The sequence below is a fragment of the Levyella massiliensis genome, from assembly GCF_000308275.2.
GTDB lineage: Bacteria > Bacillota > Clostridia > Tissierellales > Peptoniphilaceae > Murdochiella > Murdochiella massiliensis_A.
Window position 1 is genome coordinate 920,179 of sequence record NZ_HG529490.1, and the last position, 17,439, is coordinate 937,617.

At 49.5% G+C, this 17,439-nt stretch carries 16 protein-coding genes and 2 tRNA genes; 2 read left to right on the top strand and 16 right to left on the bottom strand.

The genetic code is table 11. The annotated features are described in order from the left end of the window. Position 1 precedes the first annotated feature (1 nt). From BN98_RS07900 to BN98_RS04310, 14 genes are all read right to left on the bottom strand, one after another. Positions 2 to 1,438, bottom strand: a complete 1,437-nt coding sequence (locus tag BN98_RS07900) for a GTP pyrophosphokinase (RefSeq protein ID WP_019189569.1) — start codon at positions 1,436 to 1,438, stop codon at positions 2 to 4. After that, positions 1,410 to 2,147, bottom strand: coding sequence for an NUDIX hydrolase (locus BN98_RS04250; protein ID WP_019189568.1), 738 nt, complete (start codon positions 2,145 to 2,147; stop codon positions 1,410 to 1,412). The genes BN98_RS07900 and BN98_RS04250 overlap by 29 nt, the downstream gene beginning before the upstream one ends. Next, entirely contained in the window at positions 2,147 to 2,971 is an 825-nt protein-coding gene (locus BN98_RS04255; protein WP_019189567.1) for a nitroreductase family protein, read from the bottom strand. Before BN98_RS04255 ends, BN98_RS04250 begins: the two co-directional genes overlap by 1 nt. 112 nt (positions 2,972 to 3,083) lie before the next feature. Then, positions 3,084 to 3,980: a metallophosphoesterase family protein gene (locus BN98_RS04260; RefSeq protein ID WP_019189566.1), complete on the bottom strand. Its 897-nt coding sequence runs from the start codon at positions 3,978 to 3,980 to the stop codon at positions 3,084 to 3,086. Positions 3,981 to 4,120: 140 nt separating this feature from the next. Beyond that, positions 4,121 to 4,498 carry a hypothetical protein gene (locus BN98_RS04265; protein ID WP_019189565.1) on the bottom strand — a complete coding sequence of 126 codons (378 nt, stop codon included), beginning with the start codon at positions 4,496 to 4,498 and terminating at the stop codon, positions 4,121 to 4,123. A 12-nt stretch (positions 4,499 to 4,510) separates the two neighbouring features. After that, positions 4,511 to 5,203, bottom strand: coding sequence for a V-type ATP synthase subunit D (locus BN98_RS04270; RefSeq protein ID WP_019189564.1), 693 nt, complete (start codon positions 5,201 to 5,203; stop codon positions 4,511 to 4,513). After that, entirely contained in the window at positions 5,200 to 6,582 is a 1,383-nt protein-coding gene (locus BN98_RS04275; protein ID WP_019189563.1) for a V-type ATP synthase subunit B, read from the bottom strand. Before BN98_RS04275 ends, BN98_RS04270 begins: the two co-directional genes overlap by 4 nt. Then, positions 6,575 to 8,350: a V-type ATP synthase subunit A gene (locus BN98_RS04280; protein ID WP_019189562.1), complete on the bottom strand. Its 1,776-nt coding sequence runs from the start codon at positions 8,348 to 8,350 to the stop codon at positions 6,575 to 6,577. The genes BN98_RS04275 and BN98_RS04280 overlap by 8 nt, the downstream gene beginning before the upstream one ends. Positions 8,351 to 8,363: 13 nt before the next feature. Beyond that, entirely contained in the window at positions 8,364 to 8,672 is a 309-nt protein-coding gene (locus tag BN98_RS04285) for a V-type ATP synthase subunit F (RefSeq protein WP_019189561.1), read from the bottom strand. Further along, positions 8,665 to 9,735 carry a V-type ATPase subunit gene (locus BN98_RS04290; protein ID WP_019189560.1) on the bottom strand — a complete coding sequence of 357 codons (1,071 nt, stop codon included), beginning with the start codon at positions 9,733 to 9,735 and terminating at the stop codon, positions 8,665 to 8,667. The genes BN98_RS04285 and BN98_RS04290 overlap by 8 nt, the downstream gene beginning before the upstream one ends. Beyond that, positions 9,732 to 10,286, bottom strand: coding sequence for a V-type ATP synthase subunit E (locus BN98_RS04295; RefSeq protein ID WP_019189559.1), 555 nt, complete (start codon positions 10,284 to 10,286; stop codon positions 9,732 to 9,734). Before BN98_RS04295 ends, BN98_RS04290 begins: the two co-directional genes overlap by 4 nt. A 27-nt stretch (positions 10,287 to 10,313) precedes the next feature. Then, positions 10,314 to 10,781 (bottom strand): V-type ATP synthase subunit K, encoded by a 468-nt coding sequence (locus BN98_RS04300; RefSeq protein WP_019189558.1) that lies wholly within the window; start codon positions 10,779 to 10,781, stop codon positions 10,314 to 10,316. Positions 10,782 to 10,843: 62 nt separating this feature from the next. After that, positions 10,844 to 12,808, bottom strand: coding sequence for a V-type ATP synthase subunit I (locus BN98_RS04305; RefSeq protein WP_019189557.1), 1,965 nt, complete (start codon positions 12,806 to 12,808; stop codon positions 10,844 to 10,846). After that, the gene (locus tag BN98_RS04310; protein ID WP_019189556.1) at positions 12,795 to 13,118 is read right to left on the bottom strand and encodes a hypothetical protein; all 324 of its coding nucleotides are present in this window, start codon (positions 13,116 to 13,118) and stop codon (positions 12,795 to 12,797) included. The genes BN98_RS04305 and BN98_RS04310 overlap by 14 nt, the downstream gene beginning before the upstream one ends. Positions 13,119 to 13,387: 269 nt before the next feature. Here BN98_RS04310 and BN98_RS04315 point away from each other — a divergent pair, with 269 nt between their 5' ends. After that, entirely contained in the window at positions 13,388 to 14,779 is a 1,392-nt protein-coding gene (locus BN98_RS04315; RefSeq protein WP_019189555.1) for a DUF438 domain-containing protein, read from the top strand. A 428-nt stretch (positions 14,780 to 15,207) separates the two neighbouring features. On the opposite strand, the gene BN98_RS04320 is transcribed toward BN98_RS04315, so the two are convergent. Together BN98_RS04320 and BN98_RS04325 are read right to left on the bottom strand one after the other, a co-directional pair. Further along, positions 15,208 to 15,280 (bottom strand) — tRNA-Lys (locus BN98_RS04320). Positions 15,281 to 15,312: 32 nt separating this feature from the next. Next, positions 15,313 to 15,385, bottom strand: a tRNA-Thr gene (locus tag BN98_RS04325). Between the two features lie 837 nt (positions 15,386 to 16,222). On the opposite strand from BN98_RS04325, the gene pepT reads away from it, so the two are divergent. Beyond that, positions 16,223 to 17,437, top strand: a complete 1,215-nt coding sequence (gene pepT, locus BN98_RS04330) for a peptidase T (RefSeq protein ID WP_019189554.1) — start codon at positions 16,223 to 16,225, stop codon at positions 17,435 to 17,437. Positions 17,438 to 17,439: the final 2 nt, after the last annotated feature.

Here is a 17,439-nt window from a genome sequence, read left to right on the forward strand (position 1 = left end):
CTTATTCCTTTTGGTTCAAATCCTTTTCGGAGCCGGCCTCAGCCGAATTCTCCGATTCTTTTGGTGCTTCTTCCCTTTCTTCCTCCGTTGTCATTTTCTTACGACGTAAGGGATAAAAACGGCGGAAGTGGGATAATACGGCTTCCGGATCCTCTACGCTTTCTGTACGTAGCGTAACCGCCACATTGCGTTTGAGGGAAGCCGTGCCTGCCGCTGTAAAATCCTGCGGCAAGAGACGATACGCCGTGGCATGCTCAAGATAACCGCTTGTCATCGCATCAATGAGCGCTTCTTGTTCTTCGATCGAAATCCCTTCCTCACGAAACGCCTCACGCACCGAATCAATCACGCGGAAATATAAGTAATCCACGAACGTGCGATAGAGATAGCGCGGCTTCATATGCGTATTCAGGTCAAGCAGAATATGTACGAGCAGATTCCACAGAATGTCCTCATTGGCAACGGTCTCCAGGCGTTTGCCGAAATCTTGGGTCATAGGATCATGATAATGCACCGGAGGATCAAAAACGATCTTTTCACCGAAAAGTTCTAACACACGTTGGCCGCTGAACGCATCGTTCATAATACGCAAAAACTCTGTGGCATACTGTTCGCGTGATTCATACTCTACACGAGCGAACAAAAAATCCGTGATGAGATCAATGGCCAAGCGAAAATCAAAGCTCACCCCGTATTGTTCGCGAAGCGGCAATAAATACGCATCCTGTACCAGTCGTCCGATCATAATCTTCAACTGATCCCTGGCTTGAAACTGTTGGGGCGAGTCCAGCGTGCGGAGCTGATCATAGAGCATTTCCATCTGACGATCAATGATCACAAGATCGCCCATGATGGAATCCATGATGTCATGCACAAATTTTTCCGTCAGCACATAGTTGTAGTTTTTGTATAAAATTTTATGATCGATTTCATTCCAAAATACATTGACAATGCTTTTAATCTGTAACTCAAAGTTTAAGACACGTTCGCCCAAAAAATGCCCGTCAATGCGATAGGAACGATAGCCGTTTTTCTGACTCTTGGGTTGCGGCTCGTCCAAGCGCAATTCAATGCGCGGGTCGCGATCGCATTGGTAGAAACCGTCCGAACGCTTTTTCGGAAACAGTTTGAACAATTCCCGATAGATTTTTTCTTCATCGCTGATAAAACGGCATTCGATACGGCTGCCGATCAGATCGGAAATATGGGCAAAAAGGCCTTCTGCCGAGACCATATGTAATAAATTTTGCCGAATAATCTTTTCCTTTAAACTGTCGTCTGCTTTAACGCGTGAGGTGTAATTCACAAAGCAATCCTTGTGTTCAAAGCTTTGTTCGAAAAACGAATCCAATGCGTGCTGCGCTTCTTCAATCTCAAAACGCAATTCATGTTTCAAAGCAATGGCATCATCAATATAGCTGAATAGAGGTATTTTCACTGCTTTCTCCTTCGTTTACAAGGATAGATTCCAACTCGTAATCACGGATCAGGGCTAACGCGGCTTCCAGAAGACGTGCGGTTATGCCCCATATGCAATGGCCTTTCCATCGATAGAGGAGCGTGTGATAGCTGCCCGTTTTCCAGGTATAGGGCCGATTCGCATCCCCCAACGGAAAGGAGGGGTCCTGCTCCAAATGCAATGTGTGCTCATAGACTTCGGGCGTTAGGCCATAAAGATCCGATACCGGCACCCACAACAGGGATGCGACTTCTGCTGTGCTGAATCGCCCGTCAAAATCATGCAAAATCCCCAAGAACGAATCCAAGCGCTTCTGTGTCGGCGTAATAAAGATTTCTCCCGGTCCGATCACTTCCAATTGTGTGCGGTCCACCAGCAGTTCTTCACAGGTCTCACGCACGGCGGCTTCCAAGAATGTTTCCCCATTCTCCACAGCGCCGCCTGGAAAGCAAATTTCTCCCGGCTGTGCATGGAGATGATGCGCGCGCTTCTCCAAAATAAGGCAGGGGCCCTTAGGCGTATTGACCCACGGCATGAATACGGCATAATCTCGCCAGTATTGCTCTCCGATCAGATTCGCAGCACGATGCCGAAACGCCTCCGCCCGTTTCTTTTGCGGAAGAGCGCGTATCGCCTCCGTTGCCGTGTCTTTTCCCATCGTATAAGTATGCGGGGTATCCGACCACATCACTGCGCTTCCTCCGGCGTATCCACATCAATACGAAAGCCAACCGCCTTCAGTGCTAAGAGCAGAGCGTCACGGCTTTTGGTGCGCGTTTCCAAATACGGCACCACCTGCTCCGTGAAGGAAGGCAACGTTCGCTCAGGATGGCGTAAATCCACATATTGTCGCATGGCTGCATCGTAACTTTCAAGATCGGCTAACAGTACCTCGTCCGTCGGATAGATGTTTTCGAAAAATCGTGCTGCCTTCGGCAAGCGCGGTTTGAGCGTCGGCTTTTCCGCGGGTTTGCCGAACAAAATCGCCAGCGCCGGAAAAACTAGTCGAGGCAAACGCAACGCTTCCGCGATGCGCGCGGGATCATTTAAAATGCTGCCGATAAATACCCCACCCAGCCCGGCGGATTCTACGGCATTCATTACATTTTGCGCCATCAAAACAGCATCGGAAAAGCCCTGAAAGAAGGTTCCCATGCCAAGTGATGCCCCTTTTTGTGTTTTTTGTCGATAGATTGCGGCATTGCGATGGCCATCTACCAGGAAAACCCACAATTCCGGGGCTTCGGCCACATAATCCTGTCCGGTAACCGCGGCAAAAGTCTGACGAATCTCCGTGTCCGTAACGCGCACAACGCTTGCCATCTGCATGCCCATGGACGTAGCCGTCCGATCGGCTACCTCCCGTATCTGTTTCAGCAATGCCAAATCCACAGCTTCATTTGTGAATCGACGAATCGAGCGATGCTCCCATTGCTGTGCAATCGTAGCGGTTTCAGCTGTCTCTGCCGTATCCCTTTCTTCGTCATTCGCATTGATGTGTTGTCCGATCATAAGCACTCCTCTGGTTCCTATAGGATATCTTCCCTCATGGTTATACCCGCTCTTCCGTTTGGATAACGTTTTCTTTCCTTCCGAAAAAAATCGCGCCGCAGCGCGATATCTTTTATAACATCTTTGGCAGCCGTACTGCCGGATCAGGCGATAAGTCCAACTGAAAACCACTCTCATCCTTATTTTGCTGCAAAATCAAATCATCCACATCCGCAAAGGAGGCATCATTTTTCTTTTTCATGAACGTCCCCACCGAACGAATGATGGTTTTTGCTGCACGCAGCATGTTGGGATCCGTAATGGCAACGGATTCCATGCTCAAATTGCCCTTGTCCAGATCCAGTACACGGATCACGGGCTCGTCCAAAATATCGCTGAACTGCAAAAATGCCCAGTTCTTATCCACATGAAAGTGATCGCGGTGTTTATGACCATTGATATAAATGGCAGTGCCCTTCTTCAACGCCAAAACGTCATTCAAAGACATATGCGTAAGATAGCGCCCCTCACTGTCGGTCATGCGCACATTATTGCAAGGATGATGGGCAAATACCACCACCGGTTTATCCTCCGCACTGAGCAACTGGTCGCAAATCCAACGCGACTGTTCAATGCCCATATAGGATGAGTTCTTGCGAAACGCGGCGACACGCGCCGTATCTAAGTACAGCAGACGCACCTCTTCCAAATCATCGGCGCGATACAGGGACGGCAAGCCGCTGATCTGACGAAAATTTTCTTTCCCACCGAAAAGAATATCATGGTTCCCGATGACCGGCTCAAAGCGTTGATCCTCGCGTTTGGTTTCGCGAATGATCGAAAAGATTTCACGCAACTGACGTTTTGTACCAAAATGCGTAAAATCGCCTAAACACACATAACGATCTGCCTCAATCGAAAAGAAGGTCTGAAAAAATTTTGTATAAAAGCTCTTATTTAATTTTCTCTTGGCTGCGCCGTGCAACAGCATCGAAGTATAATGCACGTCACCGATACAAGCAATTCTCATAGCTTTCCTTTCCGGCGATCCGAAAGAGCACTTCGTGGCTCTTTTCTCGATCCCGTACTACTATATCATGCAATTATGAAGCGTGCATGAACGCCATAAAAAAACGTAGAAGACGATTTGAAACGATGAAAAAGCCATCGCTAGCGTAACGGCAATAAGGTTACTGCCAAAGCAATGATGGCACTGATGCCCGGCCAAAGAAAATGCCGTTTCCAAGCGACTTTCTCGCGATCCATGAGACGGGCACAGAGAGAAAAAAGCCCCACGGCAAGCCAGGCCAGCGTGGTATCCGAGAAAAATCCGGGCACAGTAAAGGACACCGCCTCCACCATGAAAAGATGAAACACGGTCATAGCAAGCATGGTTAGACCACTGAGAAAGTACACAGAGAGCGTCAGCACTGCCAGGGACAGGCAATAGCAGACAAACGGATCCTTCAGCATGGCGCATGCCAAAAGATCCGTCAACAGCCATCCGAGTGCCCAAAGCAACGCTCGTCCTAATTCCGAAGCGCGCATGAGGCCACCCCGCTATTGATTCGTCTGCAGAAGTACATCAATATCATGCCGCCCTTCCGTGCGTGCCTCGGAAATCAAATCTTTGATCTTTAACAGGCGCGTGATCGTGGCACGATCTTCCTCTTCGAGTTTCATCCGAATGTACGTGATGGTCTCTTCCAGGTCGGGAATCGTACGATACTCCAACGCATTGACACGACGCCTTGTTGACTCAATCTCCTTTGCCATCAACTGACAGCTTTTCTCTAATTTGGCCAGCTGTAACAGACGATCCATAACTGCATTTAATTTTTGTAAAGCCACATCCAATTCTACCGATGTTTGCGCGAAGCCGTAGGGAAACACATTGGCTTCTTCCCCCTTCTCGCGTCCTGTGCGTCGAAACGTGTAATCCGGAATACGCACGCTCATCACGTTGTCCACTTTCACCTCCACGCCGATACGCTGCTTGGAACTAAGCAGCGCATTTTCCAGCATGGGATCGGACATGACGGCACTGGCCATCGAAAAAGCATGAAAGGCTTCCTGTAATTCCTGTTCCACCTGCTCCCGTAGCGAACGATTCTCCTTTGCCAAAGCGATGAAGCGGCGCATGAGCTCGTCCTGCTTATCTTTGAGCAATTTGTGGCCGCGCTTTGCGGTGGTGAGGCGCCCCTTCAGGTCCGTCATCACCATACGCGTCGGATTGACATTCAGACGGGTCATGCTTCGGCCTCCTTGCCCAAGTGAGCGTCGAGCATGTCGTCTTTAATACGCTTCAATTCTTCGCGCGGTAACATGCGCAACAGTTTCCAGCCGAGGTCCAGTGTTTCTTCAATCGAGCGATTGGTTTGGAATCCCTGGTTCACATACTCCGCATCAAAGGCATCCGAGAAATGAGCAAATGCAATATCCGCATCCGACAATGCCGCTTCACCCAGAATCGTCGATAATTCCTTGGCGTTGCGTCCGCGCGCGACGGCCGCATAGATTTGGTTCATCGTGGCAGCATGGTCCACTCGCGTCTTTCCTTCACCAATCCCCTTGTCTTTCAAACGCGACAGCGACGGGAGAATATCGATGGGCGGATTGATGCCGCGATTATACAGCGATCGATTCAGAATGATCTGGCCTTCGGTAATATAGCCGGTCAGATCCGGAATCGGATGGGTGATATCGTCCTCCGGCATAGAGAGGATGGGCAGCTGCGTGATGGAGCCTTCGCGGCCTTTGATACGACCTGCGCGTTCATAGAGCTGGGAAAGGTCCGTATAAAGATAACCCGGGAAACCACGGCGTCCAGGCACTTCCTTACGGGCTGCCGACACTTCACGCAGAGCTTCCGCATAGTTGGTCATGTCGGTCAGGATGACCAAGACGTGCATATTCTGCTCGAAAGCCAGATACTCTGCCGCTGTTAAGGCAATACGCGGTGTTGAGATACGTTCGATCGTCGGATCGTCTGCCAGATTCATAAATAATACGGCTCGGTTAATCGCCCCGGTTTTCCGAAAGTCTTTAATGAAGAACTGCGCTTCCTCAAAGGTGATGCCCATGGCGGCAAAGACAACCGCAAATTTTTCATTGGTGCCGCGCACCGTCGCCTGACGGGCAATCTGTGCCGCCAGTTGATTGTGCGGCAAACCGTTGCCGGAGAAAATCGGCAGCTTCTGACCACGGACCAGCGTGTTTAAGCCATCAATGGCGGATACGCCGGTTTGAATAAATTCGGAAGGATACAGACGCGAGTACGGGTTAATGGCGGAGCCGTTGATATCCAGCCGTTTCTCTGGCAGCAGTTGCGGTCCGTCATCAATGGGCTCGCCCATGCCGTTAAAGATACGACCAATCATATCCTTCGACACACCGATCTCCTGCGGATGCCCCAAAAAGCGCGCCGAGGTATCCCGCATATTGATACCGGATGATCCCTCAAACAGCTGCACCAAAGTGGCCCTTTTGCTCACTTCAAGCACCTTGCCGCGGCGAAGCGTTCCATCCTGCATCTGTACTTCTACCAGTTCTTCGTATTTCACGCCCTCGACGCCGGAGACCAGCATGATGGGGCCGGAAATTTCCTGGATGGTTTTATAATCCTTAATCATTGGTGACCTCCTGCTCCTGTATCAACGCCTGAAAGTCCTTTGCCAGCTCTTCGCAAATGGCGTCGATCTCCTCCAGTTTATCCTCGGGAATCTGGCGCATACGCACAATGCGCTGACGAATCGGCATGGCTTCAATTTCACGCAGATACACGCCGTGCTCCAATGCCTCTGCCGCTTTGTCGTGGAATGCCAAAATGACATCCAGCATTGCATACTGTTTTTTCGCCGAGCAATAGGTATCAATATCATCAAACGCGTTTTGTTGCAGAAAATCTTCGCGCAAAGACTTTGCCGTAAAGAGTTTCAGCTGATCTTGCGCTGACAGCGCATCCTGGCCGACCAAACGGACAATTTCCTGCAGGCTTTGCTCTTCCGTTAAAAGCGCAATGGCCTGCTGACGATTCTTAGCAAAATCGGGGTGAATCTCTCGACTAAAGTATTCATCCATCTTAGCCTGGTAGAGCGAATAGCTCTTCAGCCAGTTAATTGCCGGAAAGTGACGGGCATAGGAAAGATCGTAATCCAACCCCCAGAACACCTTGACGATGCGCATCGTGGATTGAGTGACCGGTTCGGAAAGATCGCCGCCCGGGGGCGACACAGCACCGATAGCCGTCAATGAGCCTTCGCGATCCTCAGCGCCCAGGCACTTTACGATGCCCGTGCGTTCATAGAAGCTGGCAATACGCGAGGCCAAGTACGCCGGATAGCCTTCATCGCCGGGCATTTCTTCCAAACGGCCGGACATTTCGCGCAAGGCTTCTGCCCAGCGGGACGTCGAATCCGCCATCAATGCGACGGAATAGCCCATGTCGCGATAGTATTCGGCAATGGTCATGCCGGTATAAATGGACGCTTCACGGGCGGCCACCGGCATATTGGAGGTATTGGCAATCAAAATGACTTTCTGCATCAAACTTTTCCCGGTATTCGGATCAATAATTTCAGGAAACTCATTCAATACGTCGGTCATTTCGTTTCCACGTTCACCGCAACCGACATACACGATCACATCCGCATTGGCCCACTTGGCGAGCTGATGTTGAATGACGGTTTTGCCGGAGCCGAAGGGGCCCGGGATAGCAGCGGTACCGCCTTTCGCAACGGGGAAAAACATATCGATGACACGTTGGCCCGTAATGAGCGGGACTTCGGGGTCCATTTTTTGCTTCACCGGACGCGCCGAACGCACCGGCCAGCGATGCGACAGGTGCAGTTCCTGTGTTTCTCCGTTTTCATCTTCCAGCGTGCCGATGGTTTCTTTAACGGTATAGGCGCCGGAGGAGATCGCCGTAATCTTGCCCTTCATCTGCGGCGGCACCATGATTTTATGCTGTACCACTTCCGTTTCCTGCACCGTGCCCAACACATCGCCACCGCTTACGACATCACCGACGGCAGCTGTGGCGGTAAAATCCCATTTCTTTTCATGCGAAATGGCCGGCGCTGAAACGCCACGTTCCAAAAAATCACCGGCAATCTCTGCTAAATCGTCCAGCGGTCGCTGAATGCCGTCGTAAATTTGCCCCACCAGACCCGGACCTAATTCGACGGACAGGGGGGATCCCAAAGACGTGACGGGCTCACCTGGCCCGATCCCCGTGGTCTCCTCATAGACCTGAATAAAGGCGACATCGCGTTTCATTTCAATGATTTCGCCGATCAATCCTTTTTCTGATACTTCCACAACATCCTGAATGTTGGCGTCTTCCATACCGCCGGCTTCTACCAGCGGTCCGGAGACCTTAATGATCGTTCCCTCTTTCAATGTGCCCTCCGATCTAAAAGATATTCATACCGACGGCCTTCTCAACATTGGCGGAAATCTCTGCCATACCAATGCCTTGAGAGCCGCGACTATTTGGAATCATGATAATGGCGGGCACGGCCGCCGTCTGGTATCGCTCGACGGTCTCTGACGCGCGCTTTGCCAGTTCCTCCGTCATAAAAATTACCGCATAGTCCTGCCGAGCCAGGTGTTCAATGGTGTTGCGAATCTCATGATCCTCTTCCGGCGTGAATACGTCCACGCCCAGCGCTTGAAAGGCCAAAACGGATCCGCGATCACCGATCACCGCTACCTTATGCATGACTGCTCCTCTCTATCTGCATGGCGGATGCCGCACAGCGCACGTGAGAAGTGATTTCTTCCGGGGATAGACCGATGCGTTTGCCGCCAAAAATAATATTTAAATCCTGTATTTCTGTTCGCACCTTTACAATATAGGCGAACAAAAGCGCTTCGCCGGATTCTCGGCGACCGCCTGCTTCCGCCAACTGCAACGCCACACGATCGCGCGCTTTTTCCAAAGCATTGATGTCGCCATCGTGTCCGAATTGCTCCCAGGCCTGGGTCGTCACCGTAGAAGCCCCACCACGATGCAGCATGGCCAACAAGTTTTCCATGGAGACCCCACTTAAGCTATCTTTGCCATCGTCCTGCGCCGGACTGGCCAGTCGCGATGACAATAGATCCGATAGAGAGATGCTGCCGCCGGGCAAAAACACTTCGGTCAAAAAATGACGCGGCTGATTCTGCCATCGAGCCCTAAAGAAGGAGAGCAGATTCGTAAAATCCGTTATTTCTCGCGCATAGGCTTTGAAAAATACGCTGCCGGTTTTCGCGCTCAACTCGTGCATATCTTCAAAATAGGCGCGATCCAAAATGCTATCCACCTTCTGCGCATCTTCGGTTTCGTCCCATATCTTTGCGGCATGAACCGTAGCCTCTTCAGCGCGTGAAGCTTTCCCAAAGGTTTTTTTGGCTAAAATTTGTTTTTTCACGTTAGGCAAAAACAAACTGCCAAACGGAAAAAACAGGGCCGAAAAGCGATCCGGATCCGTCGACGCTTTGACCAATATTTTTAAATTATGATAGTCGTAGCGCAAAAACAGCAGCCGCTTGAGCGCCGGCTCTTTGACCAAGTCCAATACGGCATCCGCCTGCTTTTGCAACTCACGCTTCAATACCTCCGAGAGCGTAAAGTTCGCATCATCTTCTGGAAACAACGCACCGAAACGCGTTTCTTTTAAAATTTCCAGTGCCGCTTCATAATTTTCGGCATCGATCATGCGTTCCCATTGTCCCGGTTTAATAAATTCTTTTTCCCACATGTGTATGCGCATTGAAGCAAAGGCCTGATTTTCCATCATTCCTCCCCTTCCATCATCGCTTGAAGGACCTCCTGTTCCAAAGATTGACGCAAATAATGCATAATCTCCGGAAAATCAAAGTTCTCTCGCATACCGTTCTTGCGGATGCGAAAACCACTCACAAGGTCCGACGCATATTCGACCGGCACAGAAGCATCCGATAACGCGGGAAAGCCTTCCGGCAGCTCCACTACGCCACCTTCTTCCAGCGGATTCTCCCGGAGGTATTCCTCCAGAATCGCCTTGACCTTAGCCGGATCCGGGTGTCGTAATTTTTCTTCTGCTTCTTCAAACACACGGCGCACTAAATCCTGTTTTGCCGCTAAACACGCATTGCGTTCCTTGCGTTCCGTTTCGGCCAACACGCGATCCTGAATGGCTCCTTTTTGCCGTTTCGCATGCTCAATGATTGCATTCGCCTTTTTCTGCGCTTCTTCGAGCGCCTGTTGGCGTTCTTCGTTTAATTTCTTTTGGGCATCCGCATGAATTGCCTCCGCCTGCTGTTTGGCATCCTTTCGAATCTGTTCGGTGATCTGTTCCAATTGGGCCATAACTTCCCCCTTTCTGTCACGGAGAAATTACGCCTGTAAAACCAAAATCAAGGAGATGATAAAGGAAAGAATGGCGTACGTTTCGACCATAACTGCGTAAACAATGCCTTTCGTGAATTGCTCTTCATTTTTCGCCAGAATTTCAATACCGGCATAGGCCACATTGCCCTGTGCAATAGCGGAAAAATAGCCGACAAAGCCAACCGGCATGCATGCAAAGAGCAGGTGCAGTCCCTTGGCTAATTCCATGTCCGAGGATAAGCCTAAGAGCACCACCAGACCGATAACGAAGCCATAAAGCCCCTGCGTACCCGGTAGCAGCTGCAACACCATGGACTTACCGAATTTTTCCGGCTCATCAATAACTACCGCTGCTGCCGCCTCCCCGACATGTCCAACGCCCTTTGCCGACCCGGCGCCCGAAAAAATTACCGCAATAGCAATGCCCAAAAAACTAAAAATCATTCCGCCGTGCTGTAAGAAAAACTCCGTCATTTTCTCCTCCTTCATTCCCCTCTGGGATGTCCTTGTTCAACGTCCGCACATTCGTGCTTATCTTATGATTTCTTCTGTGTGGAGAGATCCACATATTTCGGTTCCGGTTGCAGACCGCGGAAGGGTTTCCCGCCGCCTTCAAAAAACTTTCCGAAAAACTCCACATAGATCAAACGCATCGCATGAACATATGAGGAGAGGGAACTTAAAAATAAATTAAACAAATGCGCGCCCACAATGATAACTGCTGCCAATACATAGCCGGGAACACCCAAACTTGTCAGCATGCCGCCGATCATGTTCATCGCATAGCCGATATAGGCGCCAGCCAGCATAATCGCCGTCAAGCGCGTATAACTGACAAGATCGCCGATGTATCCCGTGGCACCGTAGAGATTATAAAGGCCCCAGGTGAAACGACCGATGCCCTTTTCTTCTCTTGCCGAGAACAAAAAGATCAGAACCGCTCCCACGATGGCCATCACAAAGCCAATGGTCTTCAATAGGTCCGGTCCCTTAAAGAGCATCACCAGGGCTACCATGACCAGCCCTACCAAGATCAGCATCCAGGAGATCACATCATAGACAACGTCCATCGGATGGCCTTCCCGAATTTGTTGCCATCCCTTAAGCCCCAAGCCGACCAAAATATGGATAAAGCCCAGCGCCACTGATACGACAATCATGGTCATAAAGTCCTTTGTCGGATCGATGATCAACGCTTTCATCGGGATGAGTCCTCCGAAAATGGAGCCGAAGCACAGGCCGACAAGCATCGTAGGCACACTCAGCACCTGGAAGAAACGCAGCGATGTTTCCGTCGCTTCCTTCCAGTGAAAAAAGCGCAGCGCCAACGTGGTTCCCAAAAAGAGCAGAGCGCCATAGCCGAAATCGCCCAGCATGATACTGAAAAACAAAATATACCAGGGCGCGATGAGTCCCGTGGGATCCATTTCTTTATACAGCGGCAAGGAATAGGTTTTGACGATCGATTCAAATGGCTTAGCGATGGCATTGTTCTTCAACAAAATCGGCACATTCGGATCCTCGGGATCCGCCGCCTCTATTTCCAATGCATAGCGCGATGTCGGCATATCCCCTTCCACCGTTTGACGAAAGTCGTCCGCTCGATCGGTCGGCACATAGCCTTCCAAGAACGTTAAATACTGCGAATAGAGCATTTGATCCTGCGCATCCAACAGGGCCAGGCGACGAGCATCTTCTTCATACGCAATTTCCAGCGTCTTCAGCGATGACTCACAAAGTCGTTTTAAATGTACTTTGCCGTCTGCTATGGCTTTTTCTTGCTCACGCGTGTCCTTGTCCAGCTCCTCTATTTGTTTGGCAATCGTTCCCTCCCCTTCTAAAGAAAAGGGTTGAAAATTCACATCGCGTAACCAATTCGCCAGTTCTTTATCCCTGCCGTCGGTCAATAAAAACACATAATACACGCGGGCATCGCCACTCAAGAACTCCAGATACGTTCCTTGCGCTTCTTTCGCAATAAATTGTCTGGTTTCATCTGCCCAGCGCTGCGGGATCGTACCGATCATCGCTTTGACGCTTTGCATGGCATTGATGTCGTCTCGCGTAATATCCAACTTCTTCCAGTGTGAAAGCTCCACCTTCTTTTCGGCGTTGCTTTTTATTTTCTCGCCGGCCCGACGCATTGCCTCATTTTCCACTTGCACGGCTTCCAGCGCCGCATCAACATCTTTTTTTCCGACAGAAACGGCTTTTTCTTCCTTGACATCGGCCTTCGGCAAGGCATTGCCCAATTTATCCGTCAGATGTTCGGGTGGCGGCAATGTCGCACGCAACGTATCGATGGCTTCTTCCAGGCGCACACGACGCGCCTGCAAAGTGGATCGTTCCGGCAATATCGGCGCTTCTTGCAGAAGTTCTTTATCAGGCTCTGTCTGTTCTATGACATGCACGGCACCAAAGGTTTGCAAGCGTTCCAGCAGCGCATCCTTTTCGGAGGCAAAGAGCGCCAGCTTAAATTTTGACATCTTAACGATGGCCATAATGCAACACCTCTTCTACGATGCGATCTGACATTGCCTGAATGTGCTTCGCATCGGTCGAGCGAATTTTTTCCACTTCGGCCTCTGCCGCTTGTGATCGCTCTTGCATGGAATCTCTGGCCTGCTTTTCATACGCTTCCAACAAGTCCGCGGCTTCTTGTTCCGCTTTTTCCAGAACTTCTGCCGCTTCTTTGCGGTAGTCTTCCCTGCCTCGGGAGAGTTTTTCTCCGGCTTGTTTCTTTGCTTCCAGGAGAATAGTTTCCGCTTCCTTTTCAGCAGCCAGCACTTCCTGAATTGCCTCTTTTGCCATACGCCCTCCTTCCTTTTCCACCATCCGTTCCCGAAAACCAGGTCTTTAGCCTCTCCGCCTCCACCATCAGGCGCTGTGTTGAAACAGAAGAACAGAACTATAGTCAATTTATTGTATACCCTTTTTAATCCACTTGCGCAACTCGTCAGATTTTCGTTTTTCTACCTGTGATTATCTTCCATTTCTTAGTCCTTAAAAAAATGATATTTTCTTTTGCACGGGGTAAAATAAAGATATAAGCTAGCGCTCACTAACAGAAAGGGAAACTTATGAGCAAAGTACTGGATTTTCAAACGCCCGTTTCGCAATTAATAGAAAAATATCCCGCATTGAAAGAGGTATTGATCTCTCTCGGCTTTACGCAACTCAAAAATCCGCTCATGCTGAAAACGGCCGGAAAATTTATGACCCTGGAGAAAGGAATCGCCTTTATGAAGCTGGACCCACAACGCATTCAAGCTGGTCTTGAAAATGCCGGTTTTACGATCGTGAAAGGAGAAGAAGATCTCGAGCGACGAGAAAGAGTAAATACGATTAAAGAATACTTGCAGCGCGTGAATGACGGCGAATCGCTCGAGAAGGTACAGGCAGATTTCAATGAAAAATTTGCTAACGTCGACAGCGGTGAAATCATGCAAGCCGAGCAGGAAATTCTCGAATCCGGAACGCCGATTGAAGAGGTGCAAAAGCTCTGTGATATTCATTCTTCACTTTTTCATGACTGTGTATCGCACGAGGCCGTATCCCTTCCCTCTTATGAAATTGCCGATCATCCGCTGCATATTCTTCATTTGGAAAACATCGCCATCCAAAAACTCTTGCATCAAGCGGATAAAAGTGTGGCTAACGGCCAAAGCCAAACCATCGATACGAAGGAGCTCAAAAAAATTGCCAGCCATTATCATAAAAAAGGCGATCTCATCTATCCGCTTCTCAAGAACAAATACCATATCTCCGGCCCCTCCGATGTCATGTGGGGCGTGGATATCGAAATTCGAACCGTCTTCTCCAGCCTGGACCAAGCAAAAAAGCGCGAGGAGAGCTGGAATCAAGCGATGAAAGAAAATCTCAAACGCGCCAAAGAAATGGTATTCAAAGAAGAAAATATTCTATTTCCCCGTCTTGAGGAATGTTTCTCTACACAAGATTGGAAAGAAATCGCAGAGGATATGAAAAATTATCCGCAGCTTCTCCTGCATGAATCCGATTTTTCCGAGAAAGCGCCTGTCACGGAATCCACCGATAAAGAAGAGATGCCACCATCGATGCCGGATCTGCTACGCTTTACTCTGGGGCAACTTTCTCCCCTACAGGTGGAAGCCTTACTGAATACCCTGCCCATGGAAATTACTTTTGTCGATCATAACGATATCAATCGCTACTATAACGATAACGGGAAGCCCAAAGTTTTCCAGCGACCCAAGAGTTCCCTGAACCGTGAGGTTTACGAGTGCCATCCCGCAAAAGTGCGTCCCATGGTACAAGGCATTATCGAAGACTTTAAACTTGGAAAAAAAGATACCGTTTCTGTATGGCGCGTCATCGGCGACAAAAACTATTTTATTCAGTATATGGCGGTACGGGATAAAGCCGGTCTATATTACGGCACATTGGAGTGGATCATGGATATGGACTTTGCCAAGGATCACTTTTCAAAATAGAAGAAAACGGCCCTATGTCCAGGGTAAGAATGGCCAAGACGACGCGACTCGCTCTGCCTATCATGTTGTAGAGTCCGTAATAGGTTCTCATGTGTTGCCGGGAGATGTTGTTGTTACAGTATTGCATTTTAGAACAGCCAACTCATATTACTATATGGTTCCCGTTAAACTAACGGTCAATTAGAGCGATCCAGCGATCATGCCATAATCTTTAATGGCTGAAAATAGAGAAATATCCGACAGCATCCGGATCAAAATTGCCGGCCACGCAGATGTGGCGGTAGAGGAAAAGCATTAAATAGAAATGGAATCCAAGAGGCTACGAGAGGGGATCAACAAGCTTCGAGTTTTTTCACGGTAGCACCCAAACTGAAAAATCGCAAAAAGAAAAAGCCGCTGAAATCAAGTGATTTCAGCGGCTTTAGCTATCCACCCTCAGGGACTCGAACCCTGGACACCCTGATTAAGAGTCAGGTGCTCTACCAACTGAGCTAAGGGTAGTTACTGCACGCAACGGCGTTGCGTGCACAGAAAGCTGTCTACCGGGATTGAACCGGTGACCTCAGCCTTACCATGGCTGCGCTCTACCTGCTGAGCTAAGACAGCGTCTTAAGACTCATTTGCGTAACACAGATATTTTAGACAAGATACGAAGGGTTGTCAATGTTTTTTGAGTTTTTTTATGATCCGTCCGATAAAACACAGGCCGACGTATGGCGCCGTAAACAAGAGACCATTAAGTAGGACGCGCCCTACCCATTTACGGCGGCAAAAGCCATAACGGCAAAAAGCAGCCGTAAAATCTACCGCCCGATTACGGGGGTAAAACGCATAAACGTGAAAAGCAGCCGTAAAGTACGACACCCATTTACGGGTCAAATCAACGAAACGCGAAAATGACCCGTAAAGTACGACACCCATTTACGGGTCAAATCGACGAAACGCGAAAATGACCCGTAAAGTACAACGCCATTTTACGAGTCAAATCGGCGAAAGGCGAAAATGACCCGTAAAGTTCGACACCTATTTACGGATCAAATCGACGAAAGGCGAAAATGACCCGTAAAATACGTCCAAAATTTACGGGTCAAATCGACGAAACGCAGAAATGACCCGTAATCGCAGCCGACAATTTATAAAGAAGGGGCGTCGCTCGCTCGACGTTATTTGAATATTCCGATTTTTCCCTTACGGTTGCCACAATGAGCACCCTAAAAGTGGCAGTAACTATCGCCGGGATGGATCGGGTTGGAACACTGCTATCTCTCCTATCAGCCTGTCAACCTGCCGGCTTTACCATCCGGTGACGATCTGCGCGTCGGCATGCTCCACCGCTATTTCGCCATAGCGATGCTTCAAAAAATACAGTAGAATAGAGAAAATTGAGGCAAAATGGACCGTTGCCGTGAAGAACAGCTTGCGGCACATAGCAAGGAGGACGGTATGGAAAAGGTTGTTGAAAAGTTAAAACGCTATGCGGCGCTGGATACGCAGTCGGATCCGGAATCGGAGACATGTCCGAGTACAGAGAAGCAATGGGCGCTGGCGAAATTGTTGAAAAAAGAAATGGAAGAAATGGGCTTGGAGGAGATAGTGCTGGATGAGAATTGCTATCTCTTTGGGACATTGCCGGCGAATACGGCGAAGAAAATACCGACCATTGGTTTTTTATCCCACATGGACACGGCGCCGGATTTTAAGGGCGGCGCGAAGAATACGCGTATCGTAAAGGTGGACGGATCACCGATTGAATTGGGGCACGGACGCAGCCTGACCGAGAAGAATTTTCCGCAGCTGCCATCGCTCGTTGGCGAAGAGTTGCTGGTGACGGATGGCTCGACGTTGTTGGGGGCGGATGATAAAGCGGGCATTTCGGAAATTCTGTGTGCGATGGAGTATTTTCTGGAGCATCCGGAGATTCAGCATGGAAAGATTCGAATCGGCTTTACACCGGATGAGGAAATCGGACGAGGGCCGCATCGCTTCGATGTAAAGGCGTTCGGAGCGGATATGGCCTATACCGTGGATGGCGGCGAATTAGGTGAGTTCAGTTATGAGACTTTTAATGCCGCATCCGCCAAGGTGGTGATTGATGGCGAAAGCATTCATCCGGGTTCGGCGAAGGATATCATGATTAATGCATTGCTGCTGGGCATGGAGATGAATGCCATGTTGCCTGTGCAGATGCGTCCGGAATACACGGAGAATCGTGAAGGTTTCTTTTTGCTGGAATCGATGGAGGGCAATTTAGCGCATGCGGAAATGGAATACATCATCCGCGATCACGATAAGGAAAAATTTGAAGCCAAAAAAGCGATGCTACAAAAGATTGCGGACTTCCTCAATGAAAAGTACGGAAAGCGTATATCGCTAACTATCGAAGATTCTTATTACAATATGCTGGAAATCATTGAGAAATATCCCGTACTCATTGATACGGCGATTGCCGCCATGAAAGCCGTCGGTGTTCCGGTGCACGTGGAACCGACGCGCGGGGGCACGGACGGTTCGCAGCTGTCTTTTATGGGGTTGCCAACGCCGAACCTCTTTGTGGGCGGTATGAATTTCCACGGTCCCTATGAGGTGGCAGTGATCGGATGGATGGAAAAAGCCGTCCGGGTCATCGTAGAGATTATTAAGCGCTTTGGCGAACAATGAAC

Excerpts from the sequence above, each read along its gene's own strand:
- BN98_RS04260 (WP_019189566.1), bottom strand. The coding sequence starts at position 3,980 with ATGAGAATTGCTTGTATCGGTGACGTGCATTATACTTCGATGCTGTTG.
- BN98_RS04285 (WP_019189561.1), bottom strand. The coding sequence starts at position 8,672 with ATGCATAAGGTAGCGGTGATCGGTGATCGCGGATCCGTTTTGGCCTTT.
- BN98_RS04315 (WP_019189555.1), top strand. The coding sequence starts at position 13,388 with ATGAGCAAAGTACTGGATTTTCAAACGCCCGTTTCGCAATTAATAGAA.
- BN98_RS04255 (WP_019189567.1), bottom strand. The coding sequence starts at position 2,971 with ATGATCGGACAACACATCAATGCGAATGACGAAGAAAGGGATACGGCA.
- BN98_RS04300 (WP_019189558.1), bottom strand. The coding sequence starts at position 10,781 with ATGACGGAGTTTTTCTTACAGCACGGCGGAATGATTTTTAGTTTTTTG.
- BN98_RS04265 (WP_019189565.1), bottom strand. The coding sequence starts at position 4,498 with ATGCGCGCTTCGGAATTAGGACGAGCGTTGCTTTGGGCACTCGGATGG.
- BN98_RS04290 (WP_019189560.1), bottom strand. The coding sequence starts at position 9,735 with ATGATGGAAAATCAGGCCTTTGCTTCAATGCGCATACACATGTGGGAA.
- BN98_RS04250 (WP_019189568.1), bottom strand. The coding sequence starts at position 2,147 with ATGTGGTCGGATACCCCGCATACTTATACGATGGGAAAAGACACGGCA.
- BN98_RS04275 (WP_019189563.1), bottom strand. The coding sequence starts at position 6,582 with ATGATTAAGGATTATAAAACCATCCAGGAAATTTCCGGCCCCATCATG.
- BN98_RS04270 (WP_019189564.1), bottom strand. The coding sequence starts at position 5,203 with ATGACCCGTCTGAATGTCAATCCGACGCGTATGGTGATGACGGACCTG.
- pepT (WP_019189554.1), top strand. The coding sequence starts at position 16,223 with ATGGAAAAGGTTGTTGAAAAGTTAAAACGCTATGCGGCGCTGGATACG.
- BN98_RS04305 (WP_019189557.1), bottom strand. The coding sequence starts at position 12,808 with ATGGCCATCGTTAAGATGTCAAAATTTAAGCTGGCGCTCTTTGCCTCC.
- BN98_RS04310 (WP_019189556.1), bottom strand. The coding sequence starts at position 13,118 with ATGGCAAAAGAGGCAATTCAGGAAGTGCTGGCTGCTGAAAAGGAAGCG.
- BN98_RS04295 (WP_019189559.1), bottom strand. The coding sequence starts at position 10,286 with ATGGCCCAATTGGAACAGATCACCGAACAGATTCGAAAGGATGCCAAA.